The organism is Streptomyces sp. G7(2002), from assembly GCF_028870195.1.
Classification (GTDB): domain Bacteria; phylum Actinomycetota; class Actinomycetes; order Streptomycetales; family Streptomycetaceae; genus Streptomyces; species Streptomyces nigrescens.
Genome location: NZ_CP102609.1, coordinates 1,728,528 through 1,750,885 on the forward strand (window position 1 = coordinate 1,728,528; position 22,358 = coordinate 1,750,885).

Consider the following 22,358-nt stretch of genomic DNA (forward strand, 5'->3'; position numbering starts at 1 on the left):
CTTCACCGCCGGCGTACGGCGCGCTCCTGGTGCAGGGCCGCGACCCGGCGGTGCAGCGCGGCCGCCTCGTCCGTGCGGCCCAGTTGCTCCAGGCACTGGGCGAGGTCGCCCTGGCTGGCCAGCGCGTCGAGGTGGGCGGCGCCCAGGACCCGTTCGCGGGCGTCGGCGACCTGGCGGTAGAGGTCCAGTGCCTCGCTCCAGCGGCCGAGCCAGCCGAGCGCCACGGCCGTCTCCCGGCGGCTGACCAGGGTGTCGGGGTGCTCGGGACCGAGCACCCGGGCACGGGCCGCGGCCACCTCGCGGGCCTCCACGAGCGCCTCCTGCCAGCGGTTCTGCCGCCCGAGGTTGACGACCAGACCGTGCCGGGCGCGCAGCGTCTCCGGGTCGTCGGCGCCCTGGGCACGGGTACGGTCCGCGACCAGGTCGCGGTAGAGGGCCAGGGCCTCCGCGCTGCGGCCGAGCCGGCCGAGGCCGATGCCGACCTCGTAACGGGCGGCGAGGGTGTCCTCGTGCTCGGGTCCGAGCGTGGTGGCGCGCGCCGCCGCGACCCCCTGGTAAGTGTGCAGCGCGTCCACCCACTGACCCAACTTGCCCAGGACGTAACCGAGTTCGCAGTAGGTGGCGAGGGTGTCGGGGTGCTGTGCGCCGAGCACCCGGGCGCGGGCCGCGGCCACCTCCTGGGCCATGGCACGGCTGTCCTCCAGCCGTCCCAGCCGGCCGAGGTTGCCTGCGACATGGTGGCGGCAGCTCAGCGAGTCGGGATGGTCCGGGCCCAGGGCGCGCTCGCGGCCCGCCAGTACCTCGGCGTAGATCTGGTGCGCCTCGAAGTGCCGTCCGAGACGGCCCAGCGCATGGCCGGCTTCCAGACGGCTGGTGAGGGTGTCGGGGTGGTCCGCGCCGAGGAGCCGCTCGCGTTCCGCGGCGAGGGCGCGGTGCGCCTCGCCCGCCTCCTCCCAGCGGCCCAGCCGGCCGAGGTCCAGCGCGGCGGTGTGCCGTCCGGCCAGCTCGGCGAGGGCGGCGCGGCGGTCGTCCGGCGGTGCCGGGCTGGCGATACCGGCGGCCGGGGACGCGCCGCCGCCCCGCGGGTCGGTGCCGCCGGTCCAGGTGCCGGTGAGGACCGTGGTGCCTCCGGCGGCCGGATACCGCTGCGGCCGCCGGGTGGCGCCCGCCGGAGAGCCGAACGTCATCCCGTCGGTCCAGGGCGGCAGCTGCCAGGCGGGCACCGTCGCCTCTTCCGAACCGGCGGCCGCGGGGCCTCGGCCGGGGTGCGACCGGCGGGCATCGACCAGGCGTTTGCCCAGCTCGTCGGCGTCCCGGGGCCGGTCGTCGGGGTCCTTGGCGAGGAGTTCGAGCATGATCCGCTCGTAGGCCTCGGGCAGGTCGGGGCGGAGCGTGCGCGGCGGCTTCGGCGCCAGGTCTCGGTGTCCGACGAGCACCGCCCAGGCGTCGCCCAGGTCGAACGGCGGCACACCGGTAGCGATCTCGTACAGCACACAGCCGAAGGAGTAGAGATCGCTGCGGTGGTCGATGCCGTGGGCGCCGATCTGTTCGGGCGACATGTAGTGCGGGCTGCCCATGGCGATACCGGTGCCGGTGAGGCGGGCGGTGAAGCCGATGTCATGGCCGAGCCGGGCGATGCCGAAGTCGCAGATCTTGACCGTGCCGTCGGCGGTCCGGACGATGTTCGCCGGTTTCAGATCGCGGTGCACGATGGCCTGTTCATGGGTGTAGGCCAGCGCCGCCGTGACCTGTTCGGCGATCTCGATGACGTCCGGGACGGGCAGCGGCTGGCGGCGGTTGTCGTCCAGCAGCTGGCTGAGGTTACGGCCGCTGAGCAGCTCCATGACGATGAAGAGGGTGCCGTCGTCCTCGCCGAAGTCATGGACGACGGTGATACCGCGGTGCTGGAGCGCGGCCGCGACCCGGGCTTCACGGCGGAAACGTTCGCGCAGCACCTGAAGGAACGAGGGTTCGTGCCGCGGCCCCAGCGGCTTGAGGCATTTGACCGCGACCTGCCGGCCCAGCGACTCGTCGCGGGCCCGCCACACCTCCCCCATCCCGCCGCGCCCGATGGTGTCGAGAAGCCGGTACCGCCGTTGAATCAGTCTGTTTTCCGCCACCGTGTATCGCCGCCCCCGTCCCCGTCCCCGTTCCCCGCGGTCAGCCGCGCAGCTCCCCCTGCGTGCCCTCCTGCCCGTCCAGTATGGCGGCGGATCGGCGGAGCTTGTAGGGCGCTGGGCGGGTGTCGGGACCGAGTCGTTCGACGGCGCGCAGGATGTGCCGGGGCGGGAGCCGCCAGCGGACCGTGGGCGGAATGGCGCGAAGGAGGCGGCCGGCGGCGCGCAGCCGGCGGGTGACGGCGGGAGGCGGGGGCGCGGGGCGCCCGTAGAGCTCGTGTGCGTACGCCGGGAGGGCGCCGTAGGCGAGCTGTGCCACCTGCCGCCAGAGCAGGGCGCGGACCGGGACGAGCACGGCCGGGGTCGGCGGCCGGCGCAGGAAGCCGTCCACCTCCCGGGCCTCGGGGGTCAGCGCCAACTCGGGCCGTACCCGGGCGAAGTAGGCGGCGAGCGCGGCCCGGCTGCCGGGCACCCCGGCCGGGTCGAGGCCGACGAGCCGGGCGCTCTCGCGCTGCTCGTCGAGGTAGGCGTCGGCCTGGGCGTCTCCGACGGGGTAGCCGGAGCGGCGCAGTACGTGCAGATAGGAGTCCACCTCGGCGCAGTGCACCCACAGCAGCAGGTCCGGTGCGTCGACGCCATAGCACTCGCCGGTGGCCGGGTCGGCGGCGGACAGCCGGCGGTGCATACTGCGGACCGCGGCACCGGCCTGTTCGGCCGCCTCGGTGGTGCCGTAGGTAAGGGTGCCGACGAAGTTGGCGGTCCGCATCAGCCGCCCCCAGGCGTCCCGGCTGCCCTGCTTGCTCATCCGGAACGCGGCGGAGTTCTGGTGCACACCGCGCACCGCGCGGGGGTGCAGCGCCTGGAGGTACAGCGCGCGGACGCCCGCGATCCACATCATCGGATCCGCATGCATCTGCCAGGTCACGGAGCGGGGCCCGAAGAGCCCGGGGTCTGCTGCCATCACCGCACCTCCTGCTGCCGGATGTGACCAGATGTCCAGTTGGCATTCAGGCGACACTTCTGAGCTGTGATGCCAACTTCCTTCCGCGTCACAGGCCCAGATTACGGACTCTACCTGGCGCATTCGGAAGTATGGACGACGCAGATGCCGTACCCCCGGTCGTGGAGCAAGGCTCAGGTGAGCCCTCTGCCAGGGCTCCTTGGAGATGCTCCACTCTTACCAGTGGCCTGAGCTTTCATACAGCTGCGGTGGACACGTGGTCCTCGCCGTGGGGGTGTGAGGTGAAGCTGCCACGGCCGGTGCCGAGCGCGGTCTCCGTCAGCCTTGAAGCTGCGCGAGTGCCTCCTGTAGTTCCATGCGCTCGAAGGGAGGCGTGGTTTCTTGCTGCGCGAGATGAGTGAGGAGTCGGTGGGCGTAGTCGGCATGCTGACTGCCCAGGCCGGCGAGACATTCGGCGGCAGCCAAGCGGCTCGGGATGGCGCAGTGCTCGTTCTCCGCGATGGAGGTGAGTGCGGCAGTAGCGGTCGCGAGGTAACGCCCGCCGAATTCGATCAGCGCTTCAGCTGCGTCGAGACGTAGCCAGGGGGCCAGTTGAGTGCTGGAGGCGATGTGTTGCATTCGCTCCGCGGTCCGGTGTCCCTCTTCGGGGGCTGCCTCGCACAGCCGGTAGATCACTGCGCTTCGCTCAGCGCTCTCCAGACCCCCCTCACAGACAAGTTCGCTGAACAGTTCGGCCCCATCACGGACGTCTTCTGCGGTGAGTTGTTCGAGCACGGTGATCAGGGCAGAGGGCTCGCAGTACTCAGCGGCGGCATCGAAGGGTAGCAACGGCTGCTCATCAGGCGACGTCTGTCCACCATTCAGGCTGTGCTCATCGAGTAGGTGCGTGGTGAAGCATGTCCTGATCTCCTCCGCCTCGGCGGGGTGACGAATGGCCAGGGCGGCCAACGCCTGCAAGCGCAGCGCATTCGGGTAGCTGGCGCTGCCTGCATAGGAACGCAGCATCTTGTGGGCTGAGGGATCCGTGAGGTGGCCCGCCATACGCCAACAGTCAGGTGGCAGGAAGGGGAGTCGCTCCAGAAAGGAAGCAACGTGCGCGGGATCCGCAGGGCTGCCCTCGGCAAGAAGGAAGCCGGCTATCTGCTGGTGTTGTTCCGAGCCCTGCTGCAGCCAGGTAAGCATGCGCGCAGATTCGAGTGGATGCCGGTGAGCGTAGTGGAGAAGAGCGGCTCGTGCTGTCTGCGCTCGCGTCTCCTTGCCCAGGACCGCTTGCTCCAGGATGCCTGTCCATTCCCGGGACGTTGGGTCGAAGTGGGCAGGCAGGCACAGGGACTGCGCCTCGGCAGCCAGGTGCTCGGCAAAGCTCACGTGCAGAAAGCGAAGGCCGTCTTCAGCGGAGAGAACGAGGCCGCTCGTGGTGAGCAGAGCGGCGACCAGTTCGGCCCACCCCGGAATGCTGGTGCGGGCACGCGGGCCCAGCTGTTCGCAAAGCCATGACAACGCGCTGTGGAGCAAATCGGGAGACGTCTCCGTGACCGTGGTCAGCGCAAGGTGACGCAGCAGATCGTCAAACCGCTCCCGCAGGAACCGTACGCAGTCCAGGGCGGCGGGGTCACGCAACGTGCTGGAAGCCGGGCAGTTCAGGTACGTGTCACGTTGCAGACTCTTGGCACTTACGAGGTAGGCGCGGTACTGCTCGTAGAGCGCATACTGATTAGCGGGAAGCATCCGGTCCGGCCATGCCTCGAACACTGCTGCGGCAACGGCCGCCAAGAGCGGATTCGCCATGAGTTCCTGCAGGCCCGCGAGTTCCGCCTGCCGGACAAACTCCTGCGCCTGTCCGGGCCCGGGCTCCTCCACACCGAACCAGCGGGAAGCGAACTCTCGCACCTGCCTGTCATCGAACGGCGCCACTGCCCATCGGCTGAAGCCCGCCCGATGGAACACGGCCCTCTCCAGGCGGTGCAGCGGGCGGCTTGCCACGACGAAGCGCGTCCGCGCTTCGTCCGCCCGAATCTGCTCCGCCAACGTGGTCAGGCGCTGCGTCAGATGGGCGCGTTCCCCAACAGCAGAGACTTCATCCAGCCCATCCACCATGATCAGCCACGTTGCGCCCTCGGGCATCAGTCCACCCACGGCCTTGGTGAAGCGACGCTCACCGTCATACCCTCGCCCATAGACCAGCCGAGACAGGGCAAGGTCAACACCATCGTGCGAGGTAGCCAGATACGACGCCGTGGTCCAAACCGGGATCAGGCTTCCGTCTCTGTCTCCCCCCTGCAGCAGTAGCTGAGACAGCCTTCCTGCCAGACGGGCCATCAGGGTCGACTTGCCCCCGCCGGGGCCGGCCTCCACCAGCAGGTGCCCGCGCTCGGGTGACGACAGGATCTCGTCGACGGGAACACCTCGGAGCACATCGGATGCCTCCCCTGTTGCGAAGCCCGCATCAAGCGTCTGCGGGACGTGCACCTCCGACAGCGGTAGCCGTGCACCTGATCCGTCGTGAATGACATACGGCCACAACTCTCCCTGGTCCCGCTGCCGCTCCAAGAGATCCTCAAGCACGACGGGCAGGCTGGTGGCAGAACATGCTCGCCGCGGGCGTTCAGGCTGTGCCTCCTCGATCAAGCTTTGAAAGTACCGTCGGCTCCGCATCGCGGGCACTGGTGCACCAGACCATGCGTGCCATAGCTGAACCAAAGCCCAGACCTTGTCGCCGCTCGCAGGACTTGGCGCTACAGCCTTGGCCGGGTCGTCGGGAATCCAGGAGCTGAGACGCTGAGCGTCCAGAAGCACGTTGAAGGGTTGAGCGCGAAGGGCTTGCGCTGTCGCGCGACGCGAATAGGGCAGGCCTTCAGCACTCCGCCCCGCGCAGGCCCGGCGTTCAAGGCTGCGTAACTCTTCCCACAGACCGCTCGCCCGCCCCGCCATCGCTCTCCCAGTCGCTACCCGCCCCGCGTCGGTGCCCGTGGCGGGCACCGACGGGCAGCTTGTGACCAGCAGGGTAAGGGGCCTGCGTCCGCTCTGCCCGTCGTTTACCCGCCTCGACGACGAGGACGTCATCGTCTCTCACATTCGACCAGTCGAGGAGATCAAAATGCGCAACCGCACACGTTCACAGACTCGCAAGCGTCTACTGCAGACCGCCCTGTTTGCGGCCGTACGTGGCGCTGCGGCAGCAGGCGGATCGATGCTCGTCGCTCTCACCGCATGGTGGTTGAGGCAGGGATGAGCTCCAGGCACACCACGACCCCACCATCGCGGGGAGAGCTGATACTGCCGTTCAGCCGGCCAACGCCATTTCCCTGCTCGCGGAACTGCCACCATCCACACGCTGTCGAACAGGCTCACTGCCCCCGGGTCACCGGATCACCGCCGCACCCGAGGCATCCCCAGGCCGATCCACGAGATGATCTCGCGCTGGATCTCGTTGTTGCCGCCGCCGAAGGTGAAGATGACGGCGGAGCGGTAGCCGCGTTCCAGTTCGCCGTGCAGGACCGCTCCGGCTGAGCCCTCCTTGAGCGGGCCCGCGGAGCCGACGACCTCCATCAGCCAGGCGTAGGCGTCCCGGCGGGCCTCGGAGCCGTAGACCTTGACCGCGGAGGCGTCCTGCGGGGTGAGGGTGCCGTGCTGGAGGGCGTCGACCATCTGCCAGTTCAGCAGCTTCATGGCGTCCAGTCTGGTGTGGGTACGGGCCAGCCGGCCGCGTACCCAGCCCAGGTCGATGACCCGGCGGCCGTCGGCGAGCTTGGTGTCGGCGGCCCAGCGCTGGACGTTGTGCAGGGCGCGGATGGCCATGGTGCCGTGGGCGGCGAGGGTGACCCGCTCGTGGTTGAGCTGGTTGGTGATGATCCGCCAGCCCTTGTTCTCCTGGCCGACGCGGCGGGAGGCCGGGACGGTGATGTTCTCGTAGTAGCTGGCGGTGGTGTCGTGCGAGGCGAGGGTGTTGATCAGGGTGCAGGAGTAGCCGGGGTCGCTGGTGGGGACGAGGAGCATGGTGATGCCCTTGTGGGGCGGGGCGGCCGGGTCGGTGCGCACCGCGAGCCACACCCACTCCGCGGTGTCGCCGTTGGTCGTCCAGATCTTCTGCCCGTTGACGAGGTAGTGGCCGGTCTCCTCGTCGCCCTCCCGTACGGCGCGGGTCTTGAGGGCGGCCAGGTCGGTGCCGGCGTCGGGTTCGCTGTAGCCGATGGCGAAGTCGATCTCGCCGGAGAGGATCCTGGGCAGGAAGTAGGACTTCTGCTCGTCGGTGCCGAACTGCATGATCGTCGGGCCGACGGTGTTCAGCGCCATCAGCGGCAGCGGCACCCCCGCCTGGGCGGCCTCGTCGAAGAAGATGAACTGTTCCATCGGGGAGAGTCCGCGGCCGCCGAACTCCTTGGGCCACCCGACGCCGAGCCAGCCGTCGGCGCCGAGCCGGCGCACGGTCTCGCGGTAGAAGCGCTTCTGGGCGGCGGGGTCGGCGAGGGGGGCGCCCCTGGTGCCCTCGGGGTCACGGCCGTAGGTGTTGTCCGGCACCAGCGCGGCGAAGTACGTGCGCAGCTCGGCGCGCAACTGCTGCTGCTCGGGGGTGTATTCGAGGTGCACGGCCCCTCCAGTTCGTCCGGTCCGGTCGTCCGGTCCGAGGACGGCCCGCGAAGCTGACGGGCCGTCGGCTGCCGGATCGAGGGGCACAGTAGAACGCGTTCCAGTAATACGGAAGGGTGTGGAGGGTGTGGAGAGGTGTGGAGGGTGCGGAGGGCGGGAGGGTGTGGGCGGAGGACCGGACGGCGTGGCGGGGCGGCGGTGGACGCACGAAGGCCCGGTCCGGTGCCGCTGCGGCACCGGACCGGGCCTCCCCGGGGCTCCATCAGCCCACGGTGTGCTTCGCCGGGTGGTTCGTCTGCACCCGGGTGCGGTGGATGTCCTTGCAGTACTTGACCTGGCCGCTGTTGGTCACGTACTTCGCCGCGACCCAGGTCCCCCGCTCCGCGCGGGTCAGGTACCAGACGGAGTTGCCGCCCACGCTCTGGGTGCGCACCTTGCACACCAGGCCGACGTGCGCGCGGTGCCGGAGGTAGCCCCGTACGGAGGAGTCCGTGCTGGGGTACTGACGCTCACTCAGCCCCTTCTTGGCGGTGACCACGCCGAAGGGCTTGGCGGGGCCGGGCGTCGCCTGGGCCGGGGCGGCGGCGAGGAGCGTCGCGCCGAGGGCGACGGCCGTGGCCAGCGCACCCGTGCCGGCGACGAGCCGTTTGCCTCGGGCCGCGAGGATGTCGGTCGTGGACATAGGGGTCTCCTGTTCTTGACGCGCAGTGCCACCCACTGGCGGGAAGTGGACATTACGCGCAAACCGCCATCGGAATGTGGTGAAACGACGAACAGGCCGCCGATCGTGTGACGGGGCGGGCGGGCGCGCCCGGGTCATGAGCCGTCGCCGCCCGGCGGGGCGTACCGGGGACGACCGGTGTCAGCCCTCGGTGCCGACGCGGTGGATGCCGAACGAGGCTCCCTGCGGATCCCGGATCACCGCAACCTTCGGCCCGTGGGGCACCTCCGTCGGGGGCACCAGCAGCATCCCCCCGGACTCGGCTGCCCGGGCGGCCGTCTCATCGACGTCGGCGACCGCGAAGTACGGCAGCCAGTGCGCCCTGACGTCCTCCGGGTAGAACTCGTCCAGCGCGCTCAGGCCACCGAAGTCGGCGCCGTCGATGCCCCACTGCGGATAGTCCTCGTGGGTGCCCACGGTCCAGCCGAAGACCCTCGTGTAGAACGCCTTGGCGGCCTCGGCGTCCCGGGTGGCGAGCTCGACCCAGCCGAGCGAGCCCGGTGCGTTGAACAGCGCGGCGCCGGCGAACGAACGGGCCTGCCAGATCGAGAAAACGACGCCCTCCGGGTCGGTCAGGACGGCGAAGCGGCCCACGTCGAAGACGTCCATCGGCCCCATCAGCTGCCGCCCGCCCGCCTCGGCGACCGACGCGGTCAGCGCATCGGCGTCCCGGGTCGCGAACGACACGGTCCAGGCGGTCGGCTGCCCGGGGGCGTAGAGCGGGGTCAGCGCGGCGACCGGTGCGTCTCCCAGATACAGCGTGGTGTAGCCGCCCGCCTCCTCCCGCGGGTCGGTCTCGGCGCGCCAGCCGAAGACATGGCGGTAGTACACCTTGGCGGCTTCCACGTCCGAGGTGCCCAGCTCCACCCAGCAGGGCGCGCCGGGCGTGGGCTCAGTGATCTTCACGGTGTGTTCCGTCCCTCCGCGCCGGGCACTGCCGGGCGGTGCTGCATTCGCGTCCGTACCCTGCCGGTCTCCGTACGCTGCCGATCGTCCGATGGGCACGGCGGGGCCGCAACCGGAGGGCGGCGTCGGCCGGGCGGGCCGCCCCGCTCCCGTCACGGGTCACGGCCGTCGGGCGGGCAGCAGGCGCAGTGCGCCGTCCGGGACGTCGGGGGCGAAGGCCTGGGCCAGCGCGCGGGCGGCGTGCTCGGCGACCTGCACGGCGCGGCGCAGCATGGCCGACTCGTAGGCGCGTACCGCCGCGTCCGGGTCCCCGGCCTCGGCCAGGGCCCGGGCGAGTTCGCAGCCGTCGAGCATGGCGAGGCCGGCGCCCCCGCCGGCGAACGGTGTCATCAGATGCGCGGCGTCGCCGAGCAGGGTCAGGCCCGGGGTGTGGGGCCAGGGGTGCGGCACCGGCAGCGCGAACAGCGGCCGGTTGACGAATCCGCCGTCGTTGTCCCGCAGCAGCGCCAGCAGCCGGTCGCCCCACCCCGCGAACCCGTCGAGCAGTACGGCGCGGACGGCCTCGGTGTCCGTCATCGTCACCCCGGCCTCCAGCGCCCAGTCCTGGGAGCCACGGAACGCGGCATACACAAGGAGACGGCCATGACCGTGCCGCCGGGCGATCAGCCCCTTGCCTGCGGACAGCGCCAGCACGCTGCCGTCGCCGGCCAGCCGGGCGAGGTCCGGATGGCGGCTGTCGGCATCCGAGATACCGGTCTCGACGAAGGTGACACCGGAGTAGTGGGGAGTGTCGTCGGTGAGCATCGGCCGCACCCGGGACCAGGCACCGTCGGCACCGATGACCAGGTCGAAGGTCTCGGTGTGGCCGTCGTCGAACTCGGCCTTGTGGCGGCCGTCGCCAAGCGGATGCAGGGTGCGCAGATAGCGGTCCCAGTGCACGGTCCCGGCGGCGAGGGAGGCCAGCAGCAGACGGCGCAGTCCGGCCCGGTCGACCTCGGTGCGGTCGGGGCCGCCGGGGGCGGGGGCGTCCTGGAGGAGCACGGTCGCGGTGTGGTCGAGCAGTCGCACCTCCTGCCCCGCGGGGCGGGCGAGGGCGGTGAACTCCTCGTAGAGACCGGCCGCCCGCAGCGCGGTCCGACCGGTCGTCATCTGCAGTTCCAGGGTGCCGCCTTGCGGATCGACGGCGACCGAGGACTCATGGGCGAAGACGGTGACCGGTACGCCGCTGCGCTGGAGCACGCGGGCACAGGTCAGCCCCCCGGGACCGGCACCGATGATCGCGATACGCGGAGTGGTGGGGTGCATGGCGCTCCTCGGCGGGTGGAACCACAAGTCCCCCTCGCCAGAGAAGCACAGTGCCCCATAACGCACAATCGATGCACTTGCGGGGTGACTCAACCCAGAAGCCCCAAAAGGGGTTGACGGGCCGTCACCGGTGACGGCGCGGGCGGAGTGAGAGGGCGGGCGAGTGGGTAGGTCGCCCCAGGTCGGGGCCCTCAGGGAGCGTCGGGACGATGATCGGCCGACAAATGGGATAGTTGACCGTTTACCGAACCCTCGCTTGCAATATTAGGTATGCCTAACCTAATGTAACGACACGTGTCGACGACCAAACCACCTGCCACTGCACCCCCTGTGCCCGATCCGCGCCCCGCCGCTCACACCCTGCGGCGCATCCCGCTGTTCGTGGCCGGGCTCTGTGCACTGGCGGTCTGTGCCGCCCTGAGCCTCGCCCTCGGCGCCCGCTCCGTACCGCTTGCCACCGTGTGGGACGCGCTGACCGGTGCCGCCCACGGGCCGGACGCCTTGGTGGTGACGGGGCTTCGGGTACCACGGACCGTGGTGGCGCTCACCGTCGGCGCGGCGCTCGGGGTCGCCGGAGCGGTCGTCCAGGGCATCACCCGCAATCCGCTCGCCTCACCGACCACCCTCGGCATCAACGCGGGCGCGGGCTTCGCGGTGGTCACCGCGATCTACGCACTGCATCTGACCCGGCCCGTGCAATACCTCTGGTTCGCCTTCGCGGGCGCCGCGGCCGCCGCGCTGTTCGCCCAGGCCCTGGCCCGGCGCAGCGGCGACCTCGACCCGGTACGCCTCGCGCTGGGCGGCACCGTGCTGCAACTCGTCCTGCTGTCCTGGACGTCGACGGTCATGCTGGCCAGCAAGCGGTCGCTGGACGAGGCCCGGTTCTGGCTGGCCGGTTCGCTGGCCGAGCGCCCGCTGGCGGTGCTCTACCCGGTGCTGCCGACCCTGGTGATCGGTCTGGTCCTCGCGCTGGCCCTCACCCCCGCCCTCAACGCCCTGGCCCTGGGCGACGATTCGGCGCAGGCGCTGGGTGTGCCGGTGGCCCGGATCCGTACCGCCGGCGGCCTGGCCGTCGTACTGCTCGCCGCGTCCGCGGTGGCCGTGGCCGGTCCGCTCGCCTTCATCGGGCTGGCCGCACCGCACCTGGTCCGCCAGTTGCTGCGCACCTCCGACCACCGGGTGGTGGTGCCCGGCTGTCTGATCGCCGGCCCGCTGCTGCTGCTCACCGCCGACATCCTCGGACGGCTCGTCATCCGGCCGTCCGAGCTGCAGGTCGGCATCATCAGCGCGTTCCTGGGCGCGCCGCTGCTGGCGATGCTGGCCCGGAAGGTGGCCCGGTGAACGACGCACTGCGGAGCCGGCAGCCGCTCGGCTCCTCCTCCCTGCCGCCCGCCGCGGCCCCCGGACGCCGGGCCGGACGCGGCCGGACCCTGCTGCTCGCCCTCGCCGGTCTGGTGGTGCTCTGCGCGCTGGTGACGGTGTCCGTGGCCAACGGTGAGATGCCGCTGCCTCCCGTCGAGGCGGCCAAGGGACTGTTCGGTGCCGGTGATGCCGGCACGGTCCTGATCGTCCAGGAGTTCCGCGCGCCGCGGATGGCCGCGGCAATCGTCGCGGGGGCGGGCCTGGCGGTGGGCGGTGCCCTGCTGCAGCGGCTGTTCCGCAATCCGCTCGCCTCCCCCGATGTGATGGGGGTGACCGGCGGTGCCTCGTTCGGCGCGGTGGCGATGCTGGCCGCCGGGGCCTCGCAGGCGATGATCCCGCTGGCCGCGCTCGGCGGCGGGCTGCTCGCCGCGGTCCTGCTGGGCGTGTTCGGCTGGCGCTCCGGAACCAGTGTGACCCGCCTGGTGCTGGTCGGTCTCGCCGTACAGGCGGGCCTGACCGCGGCGGTGAGCTTCATGATCGTCAGCTTCCCCACCGAGCTGGCCGGCTCGGCCCTGCAGTGGACCACGGGCTCGCTGTACGGGCGGACCTGGACCGAAGTGTGGTCCGCGGGCGGAGCGGTGGCCGTGGGCCTTGCCCTGGCCTTCGCGCTGCACCGCCGGCTCGCCGTCCTCGACCTGGGCGACGACTCGGCCGGCACGCTCGGTCTGAACACCCACACCGCCCGGCTGCAGGTCCTGGTCATCGCCATCGTGCTGGCCTCGCTGGCCGCCGCGCTGACCGGCCCGGTCGCCTTCGTCGCGCTGGCCGTCCCGCACATGGTGCGGTTCCTCGCCGGGCCGCCGACCGCCGGGACGCTGGCACTGTCCGCCCTCGCCGGCGCCGTACTGCTGCTCGCCTCCGATCTGGTGGCGCAGTATCTGCTGCCGGTCAGCGGCCTGCCGGTCGGAGTGGTCACCGCCACTCTGGGCGCGCCCTGGCTGCTGGTGCTGATGATCCGACAGAGCAGTTCCGTGAACAGGAGTGCCCGATGACCGCCAACCAGCTCTCCACCCACGGACTCGATCTGCGCTACGGCGACCGGCTGATCGTCGACGGCCTCGATCTGGTGCTGCCCGGCGGCGCCGTCACCGCCGTCGTCGGCCCCAACGCCTGTGGTAAGTCGACCCTGTTGCGCGGTCTGACCCGGCTGCTGCCGCCGGCCGCCGGCACCGTCGCCCTGGACGGCGCAGACATCCACCGGATGCCGGCCCGTGCGCTGGCCCTGCGGATGGGGCTGCTGCCCCAGCAGCCGGTCACCCCCGACGCGATCACCGTCGAGGCGCTGGTACGGCTCGGCCGCTACCCGCACCAGCGGCTGCTGAGCCCCTGGTCGACGGCGGATCAGCAGGCGGTGGAGGAGGCGCTGCGGCGCACCGGCACCGTGGAGCTGCGCGACCAGCCCGTCGACCAGCTCTCCGGCGGCCAGCGGCAGCGCGCCTGGATCGCGCTCGCGCTGGCCCAGGACACCGATCTGCTGCTGCTCGACGAGCCGACCACGTTCCTGGACCTGCGGCACCAGCTCGATGTCCTCGACCTGGTCGCCGCGCTGCACTCCGAGGCGGGCCGCACCGTGGTGATGGTGCTGCACGACCTCGGGCAGGCCGCCCGTTACGCGGATCATCTCGTGGTCCTCAAGGACGGGCAGCTGGCGGCGGCCGGCGCCCCGGCGGACGTACTCGACGCGGAGCTGGTCAAGTCCGTGTTCGACGTGGACTGCCGGGTGATCCCCGACCCCGAGACCGGCACCCCGCTGGTCGTGCCCAAGGGCAGCGCGAAACGGCACACCTCCGTCTCCGCCTGACCCGCCCGCTCTCCCCCACGAGCACTTCCCTTTCCGCTCTCCCCTCAAGGAAGTCGAACCCTCATGTTCACGAGATCTGCTTTCCCCGGCGGCCGCCGGCTGTCGGTTGCCCTGCTCGCCGCCACCCTGGGCGCCGGGACCCTGACCGCGTGCGGCGGCGGCGCGTCCTCGGACGGCGACGACTCGGCGAAGGGCGGCGCCGGTTTCCCGCGCACCGTCAAGAGCGTCCTCGGCGGCTCGGTGAAGATCCCGGCCAAGCCCAAGCGCGTGGTCGTCCTGGACACCGGTGAGCTGGACGACGTCACCATGCTCGGCATCAAGCCCGTCGGCGCGGTCTCCCCGCACATGAAGAACGACGGCGGCTTCCCCGCCTACCTCAAGGGCAAGATCGGCGGCGTCAAGGACGTCGGTCCGCTTCTTGAGCCGAACCTCGAGAAGATCGCGATGCTGAAGCCCGATCTGATCCTGTCCTCCAAGGTCCGGCACGAGAAGATCTACGACAAGCTCAACGCCATCGCGCCGACCGTCTTCACCGAGACCACCGGCGGCCCCTGGAAGGCCAATCTGAAGGTCCACGCCAAGGCCCTGGGCCTGGAGAAGGAGGCCGACCAGAGGCTGAAGGCGTACGAGGCCCGGGCCAAGGCGCTGGGCGAGGCCATCAAGAAGAAGTACGACGGCAAGATGCCGTCGGCCTCCGTGGTCCGCTTCGTCGCCGGCCCGACCCGCCTCTACCAGAAGTCCTCCTACAGCGGCGTGGTCCTGAACGACATCGGCCTGGAGCGGCCGAAGTCGCAGAGCTCCACCGACCCGGTCAAGACGATGCTCGACGTCAGCCCCGAGCAGATCGACAAGGCCGACGCCGACATGGTGTTCGTGACCGTCGCGGACGACCCGGACAAGACCCAGCAGAAGGACGTCACGTCCAACCCGGTCTGGAAGGACCTGCGGGCCGTCAAGGACCACAAGGTCCACAACGTGTCCGACGAGACCTGGATGTCCGGCATCGGTATCCAGGCCGCCGAGCACATGCTCGCCGACGTGGCGAAGGCCACCGGCGTGGCGCTGCCGAAGAGCTGAACCGCCCGGGGGTGGGCCGTCGTCCCCCGGCCCGCCCCCACGGCCCCGGCCACGATCCGCCGGGGCCGGCCACGACTCCCCCCCCACACACCACCCTTGATCCCGAAGGGGCCCCGCTCATGCGGATGTACCTGCTCGCCCTCAACCCCACCGACTCGGTCACCGATGGCTTCCTGCCCGCCGCCGCCCGCCTCGGTCTCGATGTCACGGTCCTGACGGACCAGCCCGAAGCGCACCGGCGCGGCTACCCCGAGATCGAGGTCCTGGAGTGCGACGTCCATGACTTCCGCGCCGTCATCACCCGCATAGCCACCCACCACCCGGCCGACGCGGTCTTCACCAACAGCGACCATCTGCAGACCCAGGCGGCGCTGGTCGCCGACTACTTCGGGCTGCCCGGCAAGGACTGGCGGGCCGCGCTGCGCGCCAAGAACAAGGCCGAGATGCGCCGTCATCTCGCCGCGGCCGGCGCCGACACCGTACGGTCCGCGGAGCTCGCGCCCGGCCAGGACCCGTCCGCGCTCACCGCCGCCGGCCTGCCCTACCCCTGTGTCCTCAAGCCCCGCGAGGGCGTGGCGAGCGAGGATGTGGTGCTCGCCGAGGGACCGGACGAGCTGGTGGCGCTCGCCAAGGAGATCCAGGCGCGGCGCCCGCAGGCGGCGCTGGTCGCCGAGGAGTTCCTGGCCGGCGAGCTCTACACCCTGGAGACCCTGGGCGACGGCCGCGTACGGCATGTCCTGGGCGGTTTTCACACCACGGTCTCCGCCCCGCCGGCCTTCATCGAGGAGCGGCTCGACTTCGTCGCCGCCCACCCCCAGCCCGTGGTGGAGCAGGTGCTGGCCCAACTGGACGCGCTGGGCGTGGGGTTCGGCGCCTGCCACACGGAATTCGTGGTCCACGAGGGCCGCGCGCGGCTCATCGAGGTGAACTACCGCGTCATCGGGGACCAGTGCGACCTGATGCTCGCGCAGGTCCTGGACATCCCCCTGTTCGAGCACATTCTGCGGACCCACCTGGGCGAGCCGCTGCCCGCCGATCTCGGCGCGCGGCGCGACGGGGCGGGCCGGGTGGACTACGCCTGCGCCGACCGGGCCGGGACGCTCACCGCGGCGCCCGCCGCCGCGGACCGGACGGTGGACGGCGTCCGGCTCACCTACCGGCCGCTGCGCGAGGTCGGCACCGAGCACCCGCACTACCGCACCAACCGCGACTACCTCGGCGTACTGCGGGCCACCGGCACCGACCGGAGCGCCGTGGACCGGGTGTCGGATGCGTTCTTCGCGGCCGAGCGCTGGGAGATATCGACGTGACCGCCGCGCTCGACACCGCAACCGGCCAGGCCGGGGCCGCGGAGGACGCGGAGGAATCCGGACTGCTGCTGCGTGTCCTGGGCGCGCTGCTCCGCGAGGACGTGGTCGGCCTGCGCACCCGTGGCACGCTGCTGGAGCGGCCGGACGGCCCCTGGCTGCGGCTGCCCGCGGACGAGGCCGCCGGGGCGCTGCTGCTGCCCCTCGGCGAGGACGGCTACCAGAGCGTGTACACGGCGCGGCTGCCGCTCCTCGTCCGCGAGTCCGACGGCGCCCGGCTGACCGCGGTCGAGGAGGCCCTCGCGGCGCTCCAGGCGCTGGCCGACCCGGCCGACCACGAGGGCTTCGCCGCCTTCGCCGAGGAGTGCCGCCAGACCCTGGCGACGATGCGGCTGCACACCCGGACCCGGGACGAGGCCGAGGACGAGCTGACTGTTCGTCATGGCGCGGACCCCGCCGGCTGGCTGGGGCTGAAGGGCGGTCTGGCGTACGACACGCTCGCCGCCCGGCTCGACCACCCCGTTTACCCGACCGCCCGCGGCCGGTCCGGTCTGACCGAGGGCCAACTGCGCGCCTACGCACCGGAGTTGCGCCCGGACTTCCCGCTGCGCTGGCTCGCCCTGCCGCGCGACGCGGTCACCCTGCCGGGCGGCGAGGCGACGCTGCCCGCCTGTTGGCCGACGCCTGCCGAGCTGGGCCTCCCCCACCTCGACGGCAGCCATCTCGCCCTCCCGGTCCACCCGTTGACGCTCGGCGACCCGCTGGACGGTGCGCTGCGCGACACGGGCCTGGCGGGCGACGCGGTGCTGTCCGAGCGCGCCGTGGTCGACGTCGTCCCCACCCTGTCGATGCGCACCGTGGCACTGGACGCCGAGCCACGGCTCCATCTGAAGCTGCCCCTGGCCACCGCCACGCTGGGCCTGCGGAACCGGCGCACCATCAAGCCCGGAACGCTCATTGACGGCGCCGAGGGCCAGCGGCTGCTGGAGACCGTGCTCGCCCGCGAGCCGCGCTTCCGGGAGTCGGTCCTGCAGGCCGACGAGACCGTCTACGCGCACGCCGGCCACGAGCTGCTGTCCGTGCTGTGCCGCCGCTACCCCGCAGGGCTGGACGGCAGTGCCGTGGTGCCGATGGCCGCACTGCTGAGCCGGGCGCCCGGCGGGCGACTGGTGATCGACCACCTCGCGGACCGCTTCTACGGCGGCGATCCGCTCGCCCTGCTGGACGCCTGCCTCACCCTGCTCTTCGACTGGCAGACCACGCTCTTCGGCTACGGCATCGCGCTGGAGTCCCACCAGCAGAACATCTCGCTGGTGTGGGACCGTACGGCGGACGGCGCACGGCTGCGGCTGCTGTTCAAGGACAACGACGGGCCGCGGATCAACACCGCCCGGCTGCGGGACACGCTGGGAGCCGACGCCCCGGACCCCGCGGTCTTCGCCGACCCGCGGATCTTCGCCGAGAGCGACCGGCCGGTGCTGGACCTGTTCGCCACCATCACCGTCCACCTGTGCGCCGGTTCGTACGCCTTCGGACTCGCCCGGCACGGGCGGGCGCCGCTCACGCGGCTGCTGGGTCTGGTCCGCGACCGGCTCGCCGAGGCCGTCGAACGGCTGGGCACCGCCCCGGGCGAGCCGGGCGCCGCGCTGCGCGCATACGTCCTGGACGCCCCGCAGCTCCCCGTCAAGGCGATGGTGAGCGCCGGGACGCTGCTCTCCAAGGAGCGTTCGGGCGCGGCCGACATCAACAAGCACTACACCACCGGCCCCAACTATCTGCTGCCGAACGGGACTTCCCGATGAGGACCACCACTTCTCGCCAGGTCGAGCCGGCCGCCGTCGAAACCAAGGACCGTCCGGGCCTCACCCGCCGCCAGGTGCACGCCGTGGCCGGCTGCTACTTCGTGGCGTCGTTCGCCGCCCTCGGCCTGCCGCCGTATCTCACCGAGATCCTGCCCGAGCTCGGTGACGGCGCCGCCCGCTGGGCCGGTCTGCTCTACATCGTCCCCACCATCTTCGGGGCCCTCGGCGCACCGCTGTGGGGGCGGCTCGCTGACCGCTTCGGACGCAAACGGCTGTTGCTGCGGGCGCAGTTGGGGCTGGCGGCGGCATTCCTGCTGGCCGGCTGGGCCGACTCGCTGGCCACGTTCGTCGCGGCGCTGGTCCTCCAGGGCATCCTCGGCGGCACCTTCGCCGCGTCTAACGGCTATCTGGGAGCGGCGCTCGAGGGCAATGCGCTGTCCCGGGCACTGACCCTGATGCAGGGCAGCGCCCGTGCGGCACTGGTCTTCGCCCCGATCGTGGTCGGCTCGCTGACGCCGTGGCTGTCACCGCACCGTCAGTACGCACTGCTGGCCGTGCTGCCGCTGACCGCGGCCGTGATGCTCGCGGCGCTGCCGGAGCCGCCGAGAGCCCCGGCCGCCGCGGCGAAGCAGGCCGAGGCCGTGGCGGAGACCGATGCCGTGCAGTCGCCGGAGACGGCGGCGGGGACGGCGGCGGAGCCGGCCGGGCGTGCCCCGGTCGCGTCCCTGCGCGCCCTCTATGCGCTGGAGTTCGCCTTCGTCTTCTCCACCGTCATCTCCTTCCCGTACCTGATCTCCCTCATCAAGGAACGGATTCCGGGCACCGGACCGATGGTGTCCGGCGTACTGTTCGCCCTGCCCCACATGTGCTATTTGGTCGCGGCGATGGCGGTGCACGCCGTCTTCCGCACCCGCCCCCGGCTCGGTATCGGTATCGGCTTCGGCTGTATCGCGCTCGGACTGGCCGGACACGGCCTGGTGGACTCGCTCACCGGCTTCATCGCGGTCCGTCTGGTACTCGGTGCCGGGCTCACCCTCGGTCTGGTCTGTCTGTCCGTACTGGCCGCGGACTGTGCCAAGGGCCGGGCCCCCGGCGGGCTGTTCGGCTCGATCGAATTCTTCTCCAAGGCCGGCGCGGTCGCCGCCGGTGTGGCCGCCGCGGTCGGCAACGACTGGTTCGGCCCGGCCGCGCCCGTCCTGACCGGCACCGCGATCGCCCTGGTGACCGTCCTCGCGACCGCCGCCCCTGTTCTGCTGTCCCGCCTCCCCCGCACCCGCAGGAGCCCGCGATGCCTCCGCTGACCAATTCCCCCGGCACCGCCGCGGCGCACGCCGCCCCCGCCGGTCTGCCCACCGCCGACCAGGCCGTGGCGCACACCCTGCTCAACTGCCTGCTGCGCGAGGTGTCCGGCCCCGAGCACCAGACCGCCGTGGACCACGGCCGCCTGCTGCTGCGGCTGCCGCGCCGCGGGGTGCTGCTGCGGGTCGCGCTGCGCCGTGCCTCGCTGCTCGGCGCGCACCGGTTCACCGGCCCGGTGTCCGAACAGACCGCCGACGGCTGGGCCGAGGTCGGCTGGCGCCGGCTGGCCGAGTACGTGCACGCCGAGCTGTCGTTGCGGACCGGGGTGGACAACGAGGAGTTCCTGGCGCAGATCGCCTCCAGCCACCAGGCCGTCTCCGCGGCGCTGGCGGCCCGTACGGGGCAGCTCCCGGCCGCCGGGGAGTACGGCGAGGAGGACTGGCAGACCACCTATGTCACCTCCGAGCAGTCGCTGGTCCTCGGCCACCGCTTCCACCCGACCCCCAAGGCGCGCACCGGCGACCCCACCGCCTGGCAGTCGTACGCACCCGAGACCGGGGCCGCCTTCCCGCTGCTGCTGCTCGCCGTGCGCGAGGAACTGATCGCCGAGGAAGCGGCCGACGAGGGTGCCGCCGCCCCGCTGGACGCGCTGCACTCCGAGGTCCCGGACGGCTACCGGCTGCTGCCCGTCCACCCCTGGCAGTACGAGCTGCTGTGTGACCACGCCGGTCTGCAGGAGGCGCTGGACCGCGACGACATCCGCGTCCTGGGCACCGGCGGGGCACCGTTCGCCGCGACCGCGTCGGTGCGCACGCTCTACGACGGCGACGCGTTCCTCAAGTTCAGCCTGAACGTCCGGATCACCAACTGCCTGCGGAAGAACGCCAGTTACGAGCTGTCCGGGGCGGTGGCACTGACCCGGCTGCTGGCACCGGCGCTCGCCGATCTGGCCGCCCGGTTCCCCGGCAGCGCGGTGCTCCGTGAGCCCGCCTACCGCAGTCTGGCGCTGCCCGGCGCCGACGGCCGCCCGGACACCGAGCTGCTCGAAGGGTTCGGCGTGATCGTCCGCGAGGGCCTGTCCCAGCGGCTGCTGCCGGGCACCACCCCGCTGCTGGCGGCCGCGGTCGCCGACGAGTACCCGACCGGTCCGGCCCATATCTCCCGTCTCCTGGACGGCGCGGGGCCGCAGGCCGCCCTGGAGTGGTGGGCCGCCTACCTCAATCTGCTGCTCCCGCCGGTGCTCGCCGCCTACTTCGACCACGGCCTGGTGCTGGAACCGCATCTGCAGAACGTGCTGGTCTGTGTCGACGGCGACGGGATGCCCGCGCAGGTCCTCTTCCGCGACCTGGAGGGCACCAAGCTGGTGCCCGAGCACCACGCCGAGCTGCTGGCGTCGCTGCCCGAGCAGATCGCGCAGCCGATGACCTATGACGCCCAGCGCGGCTGGGACCGGGTCGTGTACTGCCTGCTGGTCAACCATGTCGCCGAGATGCTCGCCGCGCTCGCCGATCTGCACCCGGACACCGAGGTCGAGCTGTGGGCGCAGGTCCGCCGCACCCTGCGGACCCACGCGGACCGGTACGGCTGCCCGCCGCGGCTGGCCGCCCTGCTGGCCGGTGTCCCGCTGCCCGCCAAGGCCAATCTGCTCACTCGCTGGGAGCGCAAGGCCGACCGTGAGGCTGGCTATGTCCTGCTGCCCTCGCCGCTGGCCGAAGCCGTTCTGTCCGGCGCCGTGCGCGTCGACGACACCACCCCCTGGAGCGCACGATGACCACCCCCGGCCTCGCCCCCACCCCCGCGGTCCGCGACCGCATCCGGAGCCTGCCGCCCGAGGAACTGCCCGCCTACGTCTACGACCTGACGGCGCTGCGCACGCATGCGGCCGAGGTCCGGGCCGCGCTGCCCGAGCGCGTGGAGCTGTACTACGCGGCCAAGGCCAACCCGGAGCCGGAGATCCTGGACACGCTGCGCCCGTACGTCGACGGCTACGAGGTCTCCTCCGGCGGTGAGCTGGCGCACGTCGGCAAGGCCGTGCCCGGCGCCCCGCTCGCCTTCGGCGGACCGGGCAAGACCCCCGCGGAGGTCGCCCAGGCGCTGGAGTGCGGTGTGGAGCGCTTCCACGTGGAGAGCCTGTACGAGCTCCACATGCTCGCGAGTCTGGCCTCCCGGCTCGCCCCGGAACGCCGTATCGCGGTGCTGGCACGCTTCAATCTGCCGGTCGACGACGGTTCCCTGGACGGCAGTTCGCTCGCCATGGGCGGCCGCCCGACGCCCTTCGGGCTGGACCCGGGCCAGGCCGGAGAACTCGTCGCGCTGCTCACCGACGGCACCTACCCGCACCTCGAACTCCGCGGAATCCACGCCCACTTGGCCAGCGGCCTGGAGGCACCGGAGCAGCTGGCCGTGGCGGAGTCCATCGTGACCTGGGCCGCCGCGCTGGCCGCGGAGCACCGGTTCCCCCTCTCCGAGGTCGTCGTCGGCGGCGGTATGGCCGTCGACTACGCCGCGCCGGAGCGCCGTTTCGACTGGACCGCGTACGGGGCGGGCCTGGCCCGGCTCGCCGCGGCGCACCCCGAGCTCACCCTGCGGATCGAGCCGGGGCGGGCGCTGACCGCGTACTGCGGCTGGTACGCCACCGAGGTGCTGGATGTGAAGCACAGCCACGGCGAGGAGTTCGCCGTGGTGCGTGGGGGCACCCACCATCTGCGGACCCCCGCGACCAAGGGCCACGACCAGCCCTGCACGGTGCTGCCGTCCGACACGCCCTGGCCGCACCCCTGGCCGTGGCCGGCGGCGCAGGGCGAGCTGGTCACCGTGACCGGGCAGCTGTGCACCCCGAAGGACGTCCTCGCCCGGGCGGTCCCGGCACCGGGGCTGCGGGCCGGTGACCGGGTGGTGTTCGGTGTCGCCGGGGCGTACGCCTGGAACATCTCGCACCACGACTTCCTGATGCACCCGCGCCCCGGCTTCCACTTCCTCGGCGCCGCGGAGCCCGGCGCGGCGGAGGAGGCCTGAGACGCTGCGGCCCAATGAGGTCCGGCACAAGCTCGGTG

General features: G+C 71.9%; 16 protein-coding genes. 9 read left to right on the plus strand and 7 right to left on the minus strand.

Annotated features, from left to right (window positions below; translation table 11 throughout):
* Positions 1-2: 2 nt before the first annotated feature.
* The 7 genes from NUT86_RS06610 to NUT86_RS06640 all read right to left on the minus strand — a co-directional run bounded on the left by NUT86_RS06610 (position 3) and on the right by NUT86_RS06640 (position 10,597).
* Complete coding sequence (locus tag NUT86_RS06610) at positions 3-2,120, minus strand: serine/threonine-protein kinase (protein WP_274734082.1); 2,118 nt, start codon at positions 2,118-2,120, stop codon at positions 3-5.
* A gap of 40 nt (positions 2,121-2,160) precedes the next feature.
* Positions 2,161-3,078 carry an oxygenase MpaB family protein gene (locus tag NUT86_RS06615; RefSeq protein ID WP_274734083.1) on the minus strand — a complete coding sequence of 306 codons (918 nt, stop codon included), beginning with the start codon at positions 3,076-3,078 and terminating at the stop codon, positions 2,161-2,163.
* A 318-nt stretch (positions 3,079-3,396) separates the two neighbouring features.
* Positions 3,397-5,643, minus strand: a complete 2,247-nt coding sequence (locus tag NUT86_RS06620) for an NACHT domain-containing protein (RefSeq protein ID WP_274734084.1) — start codon at positions 5,641-5,643, stop codon at positions 3,397-3,399.
* Positions 5,644-6,447: 804 nt separating this feature from the next.
* Complete coding sequence (locus tag NUT86_RS06625; RefSeq protein ID WP_266441094.1) at positions 6,448-7,665, minus strand: acyl-CoA dehydrogenase family protein; 1,218 nt, start codon at positions 7,663-7,665, stop codon at positions 6,448-6,450.
* 262 nt (positions 7,666-7,927) lie between these two features.
* On the minus strand, positions 7,928-8,347 hold the full coding sequence (locus tag NUT86_RS06630; protein ID WP_159490629.1) for an SH3 domain-containing protein: 420 nt from the start codon (positions 8,345-8,347) through the stop codon (positions 7,928-7,930).
* A 180-nt stretch (positions 8,348-8,527) separates the two neighbouring features.
* Entirely contained in the window at positions 8,528-9,292 is a 765-nt protein-coding gene (locus NUT86_RS06635) for a VOC family protein (protein WP_148590798.1), read from the minus strand.
* Between the two features lie 159 nt (positions 9,293-9,451).
* Complete coding sequence (locus tag NUT86_RS06640; protein ID WP_274734086.1) at positions 9,452-10,597, minus strand: FAD-dependent oxidoreductase; 1,146 nt, start codon at positions 10,595-10,597, stop codon at positions 9,452-9,454.
* 330 nt (positions 10,598-10,927) lie between these two features.
* Between NUT86_RS06640 and NUT86_RS06645 the strand changes: the two genes are divergently transcribed.
* From NUT86_RS06645 to NUT86_RS06685, 9 genes are all read left to right on the plus strand, one after another.
* Complete coding sequence (locus tag NUT86_RS06645) at positions 10,928-11,938, plus strand: FecCD family ABC transporter permease (protein ID WP_274734088.1); 1,011 nt, start codon at positions 10,928-10,930, stop codon at positions 11,936-11,938.
* A gap of 41 nt (positions 11,939-11,979) precedes the next feature.
* Entirely contained in the window at positions 11,980-13,011 is a 1,032-nt protein-coding gene (locus tag NUT86_RS06650; RefSeq protein WP_037742184.1) for a FecCD family ABC transporter permease, read from the plus strand.
* The gene (locus tag NUT86_RS06655; protein WP_018090703.1) at positions 13,008-13,820 is read left to right on the plus strand and encodes an ABC transporter ATP-binding protein; all 813 of its coding nucleotides are present in this window, start codon (positions 13,008-13,010) and stop codon (positions 13,818-13,820) included. The genes NUT86_RS06650 and NUT86_RS06655 overlap by 4 nt, the downstream gene beginning before the upstream one ends.
* Positions 13,821-13,883: 63 nt before the next feature.
* On the plus strand, positions 13,884-14,897 hold the full coding sequence (locus NUT86_RS06660) for an ABC transporter substrate-binding protein (protein ID WP_274734091.1): 1,014 nt from the start codon (positions 13,884-13,886) through the stop codon (positions 14,895-14,897).
* A 119-nt stretch (positions 14,898-15,016) separates the two neighbouring features.
* On the plus strand, positions 15,017-16,207 hold the full coding sequence (locus NUT86_RS06665) for an ATP-grasp domain-containing protein (RefSeq protein ID WP_018090705.1): 1,191 nt from the start codon (positions 15,017-15,019) through the stop codon (positions 16,205-16,207).
* Entirely contained in the window at positions 16,204-18,006 is a 1,803-nt protein-coding gene (locus NUT86_RS06670; RefSeq protein WP_274734094.1) for an IucA/IucC family protein, read from the plus strand. Before NUT86_RS06665 ends, NUT86_RS06670 begins: the two co-directional genes overlap by 4 nt.
* Positions 18,003-19,307 (plus strand): MFS transporter, encoded by a 1,305-nt coding sequence (locus NUT86_RS06675; RefSeq protein ID WP_018090707.1) that lies wholly within the window; start codon positions 18,003-18,005, stop codon positions 19,305-19,307. The genes NUT86_RS06670 and NUT86_RS06675 overlap by 4 nt, the downstream gene beginning before the upstream one ends.
* Positions 19,295-21,076: an IucA/IucC family protein gene (locus NUT86_RS06680; RefSeq protein ID WP_274734097.1), complete on the plus strand. Its 1,782-nt coding sequence runs from the start codon at positions 19,295-19,297 to the stop codon at positions 21,074-21,076. Before NUT86_RS06675 ends, NUT86_RS06680 begins: the two co-directional genes overlap by 13 nt.
* Positions 21,073-22,320 (plus strand): type III PLP-dependent enzyme, encoded by a 1,248-nt coding sequence (locus NUT86_RS06685; protein WP_274734099.1) that lies wholly within the window; start codon positions 21,073-21,075, stop codon positions 22,318-22,320. The genes NUT86_RS06680 and NUT86_RS06685 overlap by 4 nt, the downstream gene beginning before the upstream one ends.
* The last annotated feature ends 38 nt before the right edge of the window (positions 22,321-22,358 follow it).

Coding starts and splice junctions, on each gene's coding strand:
- NUT86_RS06665 (WP_018090705.1), top strand. CDS start 15,017: ATGCGGATGTACCTGCTCGCCCTCAACCCCACCGACTCGGTCACCGAT.
- NUT86_RS06685 (WP_274734099.1), top strand. CDS start 21,073: ATGACCACCCCCGGCCTCGCCCCCACCCCCGCGGTCCGCGACCGCATC.
- NUT86_RS06660 (WP_274734091.1), top strand. CDS start 13,884: ATGTTCACGAGATCTGCTTTCCCCGGCGGCCGCCGGCTGTCGGTTGCC.
- NUT86_RS06640 (WP_274734086.1), bottom strand. CDS start 10,597: ATGCACCCCACCACTCCGCGTATCGCGATCATCGGTGCCGGTCCCGGG.
- NUT86_RS06680 (WP_274734097.1), top strand. CDS start 19,295: ATGCCTCCGCTGACCAATTCCCCCGGCACCGCCGCGGCGCACGCCGCC.
- NUT86_RS06655 (WP_018090703.1), top strand. CDS start 13,008: ATGACCGCCAACCAGCTCTCCACCCACGGACTCGATCTGCGCTACGGC.
- NUT86_RS06630 (WP_159490629.1), bottom strand. CDS start 8,347: ATGTCCACGACCGACATCCTCGCGGCCCGAGGCAAACGGCTCGTCGCC.
- NUT86_RS06615 (WP_274734083.1), bottom strand. CDS start 3,078: ATGGCAGCAGACCCCGGGCTCTTCGGGCCCCGCTCCGTGACCTGGCAG.
- NUT86_RS06675 (WP_018090707.1), top strand. CDS start 18,003: ATGAGGACCACCACTTCTCGCCAGGTCGAGCCGGCCGCCGTCGAAACC.